7 protein-coding genes and 3 pseudogenes are annotated in these 9,070 nt (G+C 69.2%); 6 read left to right on the top strand and 4 right to left on the bottom strand.

The window, feature by feature from the left end; genetic code table 11:
- The first annotated feature begins 55 nt into the window (after nucleotides 1-55).
- Nucleotides 56-1,603, top strand: coding sequence for a galactarate dehydratase (gene garD / locus HXX10_RS14040; protein WP_296523083.1), 1,548 nt, complete (start codon nucleotides 56-58; stop codon nucleotides 1,601-1,603).
- Between the two features lie 149 nt (nucleotides 1,604-1,752).
- On the opposite strand, the pseudogene HXX10_RS14045 reads toward garD, so the two are convergent.
- A pseudogene (locus HXX10_RS14045) lies at nucleotides 1,753-2,264 on the bottom strand (ferritin-like domain-containing protein).
- Between the two features lie 243 nt (nucleotides 2,265-2,507).
- Here HXX10_RS14045 and hemN point away from each other — a divergent pair.
- Nucleotides 2,508-3,857, top strand: coding sequence for an oxygen-independent coproporphyrinogen III oxidase (gene hemN / locus HXX10_RS14050; protein WP_296523084.1), 1,350 nt, complete (start codon nucleotides 2,508-2,510; stop codon nucleotides 3,855-3,857).
- A gap of 130 nt (nucleotides 3,858-3,987) precedes the next feature.
- Here hemN and HXX10_RS14055 read toward each other — a convergent pair whose 3' ends face one another.
- The gene (locus HXX10_RS14055; RefSeq protein WP_296523085.1) at nucleotides 3,988-4,902 is read right to left on the bottom strand and encodes a LysR family transcriptional regulator; all 915 of its coding nucleotides are present in this window, start codon (nucleotides 4,900-4,902) and stop codon (nucleotides 3,988-3,990) included.
- 115 nt (nucleotides 4,903-5,017) lie between these two features.
- On the opposite strand from HXX10_RS14055, the gene HXX10_RS14060 reads away from it, so the two are divergent.
- From HXX10_RS14060 to HXX10_RS14070, 3 genes are all read left to right on the top strand, one after another.
- The gene (locus tag HXX10_RS14060; RefSeq protein ID WP_296523087.1) at nucleotides 5,018-5,758 is read left to right on the top strand and encodes an SDR family oxidoreductase; all 741 of its coding nucleotides are present in this window, start codon (nucleotides 5,018-5,020) and stop codon (nucleotides 5,756-5,758) included.
- A 55-nt stretch (nucleotides 5,759-5,813) separates the two neighbouring features.
- Nucleotides 5,814-6,776, top strand: coding sequence for an SDR family oxidoreductase (locus HXX10_RS14065; protein WP_296523089.1), 963 nt, complete (start codon nucleotides 5,814-5,816; stop codon nucleotides 6,774-6,776).
- 167 nt (nucleotides 6,777-6,943) lie between these two features.
- Entirely contained in the window at nucleotides 6,944-7,210 is a 267-nt protein-coding gene (locus HXX10_RS14070; RefSeq protein ID WP_296523091.1) for a hypothetical protein, read from the top strand.
- Between the two features lie 241 nt (nucleotides 7,211-7,451).
- Here HXX10_RS14070 and HXX10_RS14075 read toward each other — a convergent pair.
- A pseudogene (locus HXX10_RS14075) lies at nucleotides 7,452-7,952 on the bottom strand (ferritin-like domain-containing protein); the annotation flags it as partial.
- A 223-nt stretch (nucleotides 7,953-8,175) separates the two neighbouring features.
- Between HXX10_RS14075 and HXX10_RS14080 the strand changes: the two are divergent.
- Complete coding sequence (locus HXX10_RS14080) at nucleotides 8,176-8,616, top strand: hypothetical protein (RefSeq protein ID WP_296523093.1); 441 nt, start codon at nucleotides 8,176-8,178, stop codon at nucleotides 8,614-8,616.
- Here HXX10_RS14080 and HXX10_RS14085 read toward each other — a convergent pair.
- Nucleotides 8,603-9,070, bottom strand: a pseudogene (locus HXX10_RS14085) (hypothetical protein); the annotation flags it as partial. The gene HXX10_RS14080 and the pseudogene HXX10_RS14085 sit on opposite strands and share 14 nt — an antisense overlap.

Raw genomic sequence — 9,070 nt, forward strand, 5'->3', positions numbered from 1 at the left:
CGCTCCGCGACACACCGTGATCCGCCGAGAGCCTCGGGTCAGAGAGGACGAACCGATGAACACTGTCACGGCCACCAGGCCGCTCCGCATCCAGCTCGACGAGCGCGACAACGTCGCCATCGTCGCCAATTCCGGTGGTCTGCCGGCCGGCACCGTCTTCGACGATGGCCTCGCTCTCGTCGACGCTGTGCCGCAGGGCCACAAGGTGGCGCTCGTCGACATTCCGAAGGGCGGCGAGGTGATCCGCTATGGCGAGGTCATCGGCCTCGCCGTCAAAGAGCTGCCGCGCGGCTCCTGGATCAGCGAGTTCCTCGTCGACCTGCCGGCGCCGCCGGCGCTCGACAGCCTGCCGCTCGCCACCCGGCCGGCCCCCGACCTGCCGCCGCTCGACGGTTACACCTTCCAGGGCTACCGCAACGCCGACGGCTCGGTCGGCACCCGGAACATCCTCGCAATATCGACGAGCGTCCAATGCGTCGCCGGGGTCGTCGACCACGTCGTCCGCATCGTCAAGGACCGCCTCCTGCCGAACTACCCGAACGTCGACGACGTCGTCGGCCTCGAGCACATTTACGGCTGCGGCGTCGCCATCAATGCACCCGCCGCGATCGTGCCGATCCGCACCGTCCAGAACCTGACGCTGAACCCGAACTTCGGCGGCGAGATCCTGGTGATCGGCCTCGGCTGCGAGAAGCTCCAGCCGGATCGCCTCCTCGCCGGCAGGCCCGCCGCCGAGGTGTCCCGCGACATTCTGAGCCTGCAGGACGAGCGGTTCGTCGGCTTCCAGGCGATGGTCGACGGCATCCTGGAGATGGCGGAAGAGCGGCTGAAGCGTCTGAACGCGCGCCGCCGCGAGACCTGCCCGGCCTCCGATCTGGTGGTCGGCGTCCAGTGCGGCGGCTCCGACGCGTTTTCCGGCGTCACCGCCAATCCGGCGGTCGGCTTCGCGACGGACCTCATCGTCAGGGCCGGCGGCACCGTGATGTTCTCGGAAGTGACCGAGGTCCGCGACGCCGTCCATCTGATGACGCCGCGTGCCGTAAACGCCGATGTCGGGCGGGCGATCCTGCGCGAGATGGCCTGGTACGACCGCTATCTCGCCGAAGGCGAGACCGACCGCTCGGCCAATCCCTCGCCCGGCAACAAGAAGGGCGGGCTCGCCAACGTCGTCGAGAAGGCGCTCGGCTCGATCGCCAAGTCGGGCCGCAGCCCGATCTCCGCCGTGCTGGCGCCGGGCGAGAAGGCGACGACCAAGGGCCTCATCTTCGCTGCGACGCCAGCCTCCGACTTCGTCTGCGGCACGCTGCAGCTCGCCTCCGGCATGACGTTGCAGGTCTTCACCACGGGCCGCGGCACGCCCTACGGGCTCGCCGCGGCGCCGGTGATCAAGGTGGCGACGCGCAGCAATCTCGCGGCCCGCTGGCACGACCTGATGGACCTCGACGCCGGCCGCATCGCCACCGGCGAGGCGACCGTGGAGGAGGTCGGCTGGGAGCTCTTCCGCCTGATCCTCGACGTCGCCTCGGGCGAGAAGAAGCCCTGGTCCGACCGTTGGGGCCTCCACAACAGCCTGGCCCTGTTCAATCCGGCACCCGTGACCTGAGCGACCCCCGTTCTCCCACCGCTGGCCGGTGACCGACCCGAGACACAAGACTCCAGCCGGGGCCTCCCGGTTCACGGCTGGAGTCCGGGTTTGCACCTCCGTTGCCCCCCGGGATGACCAGGAATTGATCATCCGGAGCCCGCACGAGATCACCCGGCCGCGCGGGCCTTGGTGTCGAGGCCGCCCTCGGCCATCGCGGTGAGCTTGCGGTCGGCCGCCCTCTCCTCATCGAGGGTCTTCTCCATCACCTGGGCGAGTCGTTGCGGCCGAGCTGCTTGTCCCACGCCACCAGGGTGCCGTAGCGGGTCATCTCGTCATGCTCGACCGCCCGGGCGGCGGCGATCGGGACAGCATCCAGCACCATCGGGTCGTCCATCTCGCCGGCCACGCCGTCGCTTTCCTCGATGAGGCCATCGATCGCCGGGCCGTAGATCCCGCGCACCTCGACGCTATGCATCCGGAACATCTCCTGGAGGCAGGCGATGTGGTCCTCGGTCTCGCCGAGATGCGCCTTGACGGCCTGTTCGAGCTGCGGGTCGCCGGCCTTGTCGATCATCTCCGGACCTGCCTTCACGATGCGGTTCTCGGCGCACCGGATGTCTCGCAGCATGTGCACGAAGAGATCGTCCATCGTGCGGATGTCCTTGGAGAAAATGCCCATCCGTCGTCGTCCTGTGGCGGCTGGGTTGGGAGCGGAAACGGGGCCGGGCGATGCCGCGGCTGCGCCGGACCTCTCGCCGGGTGCCGGCCCCGGACACCGGGTCGCGGCGCGTCGGACCAACCGCGCAGGCACGAGGGGATTCCGACCCACGGTCCCGGCCAGGCCACTCGGGCGCCGTCATCGTCCCGCAGTTTGACCTTGATCAAGGTTCCGAACGTCAATCTTACTTTACACTTCGATCCCATGAACAGTGTCATCGCGCTCGCCGAACGAAACGTTCCCCGGTACACCTCGTATCCGACCGCGCCGCACTTCACGCCGGTCGTCGATGCCAAGACCTATGCCGGATGGCTCGCCGCCATGCCGTCAGGCTCCACGCTTTCGCTCTACCTGCACGTGCCCTTCTGCACGGACATCTGCCTGTATTGCGGCTGCCACACCAAGGCGGTCCGGCGGGCGGAGCCGCTCGACGCCTACACGGAGCGGCTGATCCAGGAGATCGGCCTGGTGTCCGCCTCGGTCGGCACCCGCAAGGTGGTGCACATCCACTGGGGCGGCGGCACGCCGTCGATCCTGGGCAAGGACCGCCTCGCCCGCATCGTCGGCGCCATCAAGGAGCAGTTCGACCTCGCGTCGCTGGTCGAGCACGCCATCGAGCTCGATCCGCGCCGCCTCGACCAGGAGCTCGCCAATGCGCTCGTCGCGATCGGCGTCAGCCGGGCGAGCCTCGGCGTCCAGGACTTCTCGCCCCATGTCCAGGAGGCGATCGGCCGCAACCAGCCCTTCGAGGTGGTGCATGACGCCGCCGCGATGCTGCGCAAGGCCGGCATCGACCGCATCAATATCGACCTGATGTACGGCCTGCCGCGCCAGACCATCGCCGATGTGGAGCGCAGCGCCAGCCTCGCCGCCTCGCTCGATCCGGGCCGCCTGGCGCTGTTCGGCTACGCCCATGTGCCGTGGTTCAAGGGCAACCAGAAGCTCATCGACGTCGCCGCCCTGGCCGGCCCGGGCGAGCGCATCGAGCAGGCGCGGGCCGCCTCGCGCACGCTGGCGAGCTATGGCTACGTGCCGATCGGCCTCGACCACTTCGCCCGGCCCGACGACGACCTCGCCACGCTCCAGCGCGGCGGCCGCCTGCGGCGGAATTTCCAGGGCTACACCACCGACGAGGCCGACGGCCTGATCGGTTTCGGGGCGAGCGCCATCGGCAAGCTGCCGCAGGGCTTCATCCAGAACGCCGTCGACATCGCCGGCTATTCGCGCACCGTCGAGAGCGGCTCGCTCGCCACCACCAAGGGCGTCGCGGTGTCGAGCGACGACGTGCTGCGCGCCGAGATCATCGAGCGGCTGATGTGCGATCTCGGCGTCGACCTCGACACGCTGCCGGCCAACAAGATCACCGACAGCCTCGACACCAGCTTCGCCCGCGAGATGCACGACCTCGACGGCCTGGTCGCCGCCGGCATGGTGCGGATCGACGGACGGCGCATCAGCATCACCGAGGAGGGGCGGCCGTTCGTGCGCCTCGTCGCGGCGGCGTTCGACGCCTATCTGCCGCAGAACCGCTCGCGCCATTCGGTGGCCGTGTAGGCCACACAAGGCGATATTGACGTCGCATTGCGCGGTGGCCGGGCTTTTCGCCCGGCCATCGCCGTTTTCACCATCTCGATTGCCGTCGTCGATGCGACGCACGCGCCCGTGCCCGACGGGTCCGCGCTGCTCACGTTCGTTGCGAGCCGGCGGGTCGAGCCGCCTCCTGAAGCTGCCTCGCAATCCAGTCGATGAACACCCGCAGCCTCGGCGAGAGGTGTTTCGCGCGCGGATAAAGCACGGATACGGGCGTCGGCGTCGGCGGCGTGCCGGCGAGGACCGGAACGAGCGCGCCGGTCCGGAAGTCCGCGGCGAGGCGATAGCCCGGCGCCTGGATGAGGCCGAGCCCGGTGCGGGCCGCGGCCGCATAGGTCTCCGCACCGTTCACCGTGACGACGGAGGGCAACACGACCTCGCACCGCGTCCCCGCGACGATGAATTCCAGAGGAAGCACGTTTCCGGTCGCGGACGAGCGGAAGGCGACCATGCGATGGCCGTCGAGGGCATCGGGGCTCTCCGGTACGCCATGCTGGTCCAGATAGGCGGGCGACGCACACGTCACCTCCTCCAGCTCGGTCAGCCGGCGGGCAATCAGGTCGCTGTCGACCAGGCTGCCGACCCGGAGCACGCAATCCATGCCCTCCTGCAGCAGGTCCACGTAACGGTCGCCCTCGCTGAGCTGGAGCTCGATGTCCGGATACGCGGCCAGAAACGCCGCCAGGTGCGGCACGACGAAGTGGCTCGCCAGCGTGCCGTGGACGCCGACGTGGAGATGCCCCTTCGGCCTCGCGCCGGCAAACGCGCCTTCGGCATCCTCGAGATCCGCGATCAGGCTGACACAGCGCCGATAGTAAGCCTCGCCGTCGAGCGTCGCGGAGACATGACGGGTGGTCCGCTGCAGCAGGCGGACGCCGAGCCGGGCTTCGAGCCCCTTCACGGCATCGGTGACGGAGGAGCGCGGCAAGCCGAGATCCTCTGCCGCCTTCGAGAAGCTCTTGCGCTCCACGATGCGGATGAAGACCCGCATGGCATCGAAACGGTCCATTGTTCGCCTACTCGGACAGTGATGCCGGAATATGCCAGATTATTGTTCGATCGTGAACGAGCATCTTCTCCCGGTCGGCCACCGATTGCCGGCAGCCCAACCGAGGAGAACACCAATGTCAGAGACATCGAGCCGAGTCGCCATCGTCACCGGCGCCTCCGGTGGCATCGGCGCCGCCGTGGCGGAGCGCCTGGCCGGCGACGGTTTTGCCGTGGTCGTGAACTATGCCGGCAGCGCCGGCGCGGCCGAAGCACTGGTCCGCCGCATCGACAAGACCGGCGGCCGGGCGGTCGCCGCGCAAGCCGACGTCTCGGACCCGGCGGCGGTCGCCCGGATGTTCGAGACCGCCGAGACTGACTTCGGAGGCGTCGACGTCCTGGTGAACAATGCCGGCATCATGGGCCTCGCGACGATCGCCGAGAGCAACGACGCCCTGTTCGACCGCCACATCGCCGTCAACCTGAAGGGGACGTTCAACACCCTGCGCGAGGCGGCGCGGCGGCTGCGCAGCGGCGGCCGGATCGTCAACATCTCGTCCAGCGTCACGACGCTGCTGCAGCCGACCTATGGCGTCTACGCCGCGACCAAGGCGGCCGTCGAGGCGATGACCAGCGTGCTCACCAAGGAGCTGCGTGGCCGCAACATCACCGTGAACGCCATCGCACCCGGGCCGACGGCCACCAAGCTGTTCCTGGACGGCAAGCCGCAGGAGCTGATCGACCGCCTGGCCAAGGCCGCACCGCTGGAGCGCCTCGGTCAGCCCGACGACATCGCCGCAGCCGTGTCCTTCCTGGCCGGCCCGGACGGCGCCTGGGTCAACGGCCAGACGATTCGCGCCAACGGCGGGATCGTCTGATCCGACCGCCGCTCGCGGAAGCCTCCCTGCCCTCGATCATCGAAGGACCCCCATCATGTCCACGCAAGCCCCGTCCAAAGACGCTGCTTCCAAGTCCGTCGTTTCCAAGTCGATCGTTTCCGAGTCCATCATCCTCGTCACCGGGGCGTCCTCGGGCTTCGGCCTGATGACGGCGCGCGCCCTCGCCGAAGCCGGCCACACCGTCTATGCCTCGATGCGCGAGACCGAAGGCCGCAACGCGCCGCGGGCCGCCGACCTCGCGGCATGGGCGCAGGCCGAAGGCGTCGACCTGCGCACGGTCGAGCTGGACGTCCAGTCGGACGACTCGGTCGACGCCGCCGTGGAGACGATCATCGCCGATACCGGGCGGATCGACGTCGTCGTCCACAATGCCGGCCACATGGTGTTCGGGCCGGCCGAAGCGTTCACGCCGGACCAGTACATCCAGCAGTACGACGTCAACGTCCTCGGCGCGCAGCGCGTCAACCGGGCCGCGCTGCCGCACCTCCGGGCACAGGGCAATGGCCTGCTGGTGTGGGTCGGCTCGTCGTCCACGCGCGGCGGCACCCCACCGTTTCTCGCGCCCTATTTCGCCGCCAAGGCGGCCATGGACGCGCTCGCCGTCTCCTACGCGACCGAGCTGGCGCTGTGGGGGATCGAGACCGTGGTCGTGGTTCCGGGCGCCTTCACCAAGGGCACCGACCACTTCGCCCATGCGGGCGCGCCCAGCGACACGGCCCGCGCGGCGGAGTACGAATCCGGCCCCTATGCGGGCATCGCCGACAAAGTGTTGAAGGGGCTGGCGAGCCTGGAGCCGGCCGACGCCGATCCGGCCGAGGTGGCCCGCGCGATCGGCCGCGTCGTCGATACGCCGTTCGGCGAGCGGCCGTTTCGCGTCCATGTCGATCCGTCAGAGGATGGCGCCGAGGTCGTCAACGCCGTCGCCGATCGCGTCCGCCGCGAGCTGTACCGCAACATCGGCCTGGAGACGCTGCTGCATCCCCGCCGGGTCGGCTGACGTTCACTCGGTCGTTCCGGGGCGGCCCGCAGGGCCGAGCCCGGAACCCATACCCCCTGTGTTGCTGAAGCAATCGGCACCGGGCTCATGGATTCCGGGCCCGCGGGCTGTCGCCCGCGCCCCGGAATGACGAAGTCTGCAAAGCCCTCCCGAAAGGAGAACCTCCCGTGCACACGATCATGGTCATTGCGGCCGGCCTGCTGCTGCTCGGCGCCTCGACCGGCGTCAGCCGATGGATGGGGTTTGGCGACCCGGCGTCCGTCCGCCTGCTGACGCTGGGCTTCCTGGCGGTCTGGCTCGCCGCCACCGTCATCAATCTGTGGTTCGGCGTGACGCGCGCCGGCTACACGGTCGCCGAGGAGACCCCGATCAACCTCGTCGTATTCCTGGTGCCGACCGTTGCGGCAATTCTGGTGTGGTGGTTGCGGACATGACGGCCCGGGATCGGCGTCGCCGCGCGTCCCGCCGAACGGACGACCTCACGAAAACCGGCCTGCCGATACACGAAAGGCCCGCTCTCGCGGGCCTTTCTCATTGTGGGCGAAACCGGGCCTCGGGCGAAAAGCCTCAGGCGGCGGCGCGGCGGCCGTTGGCCGCCTTGGCGGCCTTGCCGCGCGACGCGGAGCCCCGGGTCGCGGCCCCGCGGACGGTGCTCTTGCGCGGCGGCGCCTTGCCGGCGGCCTTCGGGTTGGCCGACATCTTGGCCATCACGGTGAGCTTCTTGTCGGTCGCGACCTCCTCGCGCAGCGTCTCGCCGAGGAGCGTCGCCAGATCCCTGCGGCCGAGTTGCCTCGCCCACGCGACCAGCGTGCCGTAGCGGGTGATCTCGTAGTGCTCCACCGCCTGAGCGGCGGCGATGAGCGCCGCGTTGAGCACGTCCTTGTCCTCGATCTCGCCGGCGACGTCGTTGGCCTCCTCGATGATGCCGTCGATGGCCGGGCACTCGGTTCCCTTCGGCTCGTGGTCGAGCTTCTTGAACACCTGATCGAGCCGCTTGATCTGCTTCTTGGTCTCGGCGAGATGCATCTTGAATCCGCGCTTGAGCTCGGCGTCGGTGGCCTTGCCCATCATGTCGGGCAGCGCCTTCTCGATCTGGTGCTCGGCGTAATAGATGTCCTCGAGCTGATGGACGAAGAGGTCGTCCATGGTGCGGATCTGTTCGGAAAAAATCGCCATTCTGGAAGCTCCTGAAGAAGGTCTGCGGACCCGGGGGATGGCCTGCCACAGCCGCTCGCGCGATCGCCGCCGCAGAAGCAATCTGGCCACCAACGAACCACCACGGCGAGGGTTCCCGCCACCGGCGCGCAAGCGAGTTGAATTGCGAGCCGAAACGCGCAGGATGCCGGTCCGCCGCCGATCCGAGTCGTCGGCGCTGCGACAGCACGAAGCCAGCCGAGCCATGACCGACGATTCCGTTCCGTTTCCGCGCGTCCTGATCCTCTGCATCGCCGTCACGGGCGGCGTCATGGCGGCCATCGCGGCGCAGCTCGCGCTGGCGCATGTCGGGCTCGATCTCGCCGCGGTGTGGCGCAACATGCTCGGCGCCCGCACGGGACAGATGCGCTCGGCCTTCGCCTGGTGGGCGATCGCGCTGGTGTCGTTCGGCTCCGGCCTGCTGATCGCGTCGGTGACCAAGCTGATGGCGACGGCGCAGTCCGATCTCGCGGCACTGCGCTGGATCGGCGGCGCCGTGCTGGTCGTCGGGCTCGCGCTGGTCGGCCACGAGGCCGCCGTGCCGTCGCCGCTCGGACCCGGGGCCAACGCGGTGCTCGGCATCGCCTCGCTCACGGTCGCGGGCATCTTGTCGCTGCTCGGCGCCTATTTCGTCACGCGGCGCTGATCCGTCCGCGGCCTTCGGCGTCACAGGTTGCGGCGAGGATGTGGCGGACGGCTTGCGTCATTTCGCTGCAAGCCGCGGAGATCACAAAAAAAACATGCGCGCCGTGATAGAACGCATGCATCGTTGACGTGCCGACTCGGCCGACCGCCAGGACCGATCGAACCGGCAGCGCAAGCCGCAGCACAGATCCGCAGCACATGGCAGGTGGCACGATGCGATCGTGGTCGGTGGTCTCGAAGTCGATGGGTTTGGCGCTCTGCGCCGCACTCGGGTTGGGAGCAGCCGTCGCTCTCGTTCTGCCGGATGCCGGCATCGCCGCGCCACGGCAACCACGGCTTGCCTGCCCGCCCGGTCTGGAGACGCCTGGGCCGTTCGCCGATCCGGCCGAGCACGCCCGCGCCGCCGCCTGCGCGAAGCGGGCCGAGGCGCAGGCCCGGCGCACCCGGGCCAAGGC

Source organism: Rhodoplanes sp. (assembly GCF_013377085.1).
Classification (GTDB): Bacteria; Pseudomonadota; Alphaproteobacteria; order Rhizobiales; family Xanthobacteraceae; genus Rhodoplanes.

What these genes read in the sequence shown, in the direction of transcription:
- HXX10_RS14065 (WP_296523089.1), top strand. Translation starts at nt 5,814, where the DNA reads ATGTCCACGCAAGCCCCGTCCAAAGACGCTGCTTCCAAGTCCGTCGTT.
- garD (WP_296523083.1), top strand. Translation starts at nt 56, where the DNA reads ATGAACACTGTCACGGCCACCAGGCCGCTCCGCATCCAGCTCGACGAG.
- HXX10_RS14055 (WP_296523085.1), bottom strand. Translation starts at nt 4,902, where the DNA reads ATGGACCGTTTCGATGCCATGCGGGTCTTCATCCGCATCGTGGAGCGC.
- HXX10_RS14060 (WP_296523087.1), top strand. Translation starts at nt 5,018, where the DNA reads ATGTCAGAGACATCGAGCCGAGTCGCCATCGTCACCGGCGCCTCCGGT.
- hemN (WP_296523084.1), top strand. Translation starts at nt 2,508, where the DNA reads ATGAACAGTGTCATCGCGCTCGCCGAACGAAACGTTCCCCGGTACACC.
- HXX10_RS14080 (WP_296523093.1), top strand. Translation starts at nt 8,176, where the DNA reads ATGACCGACGATTCCGTTCCGTTTCCGCGCGTCCTGATCCTCTGCATC.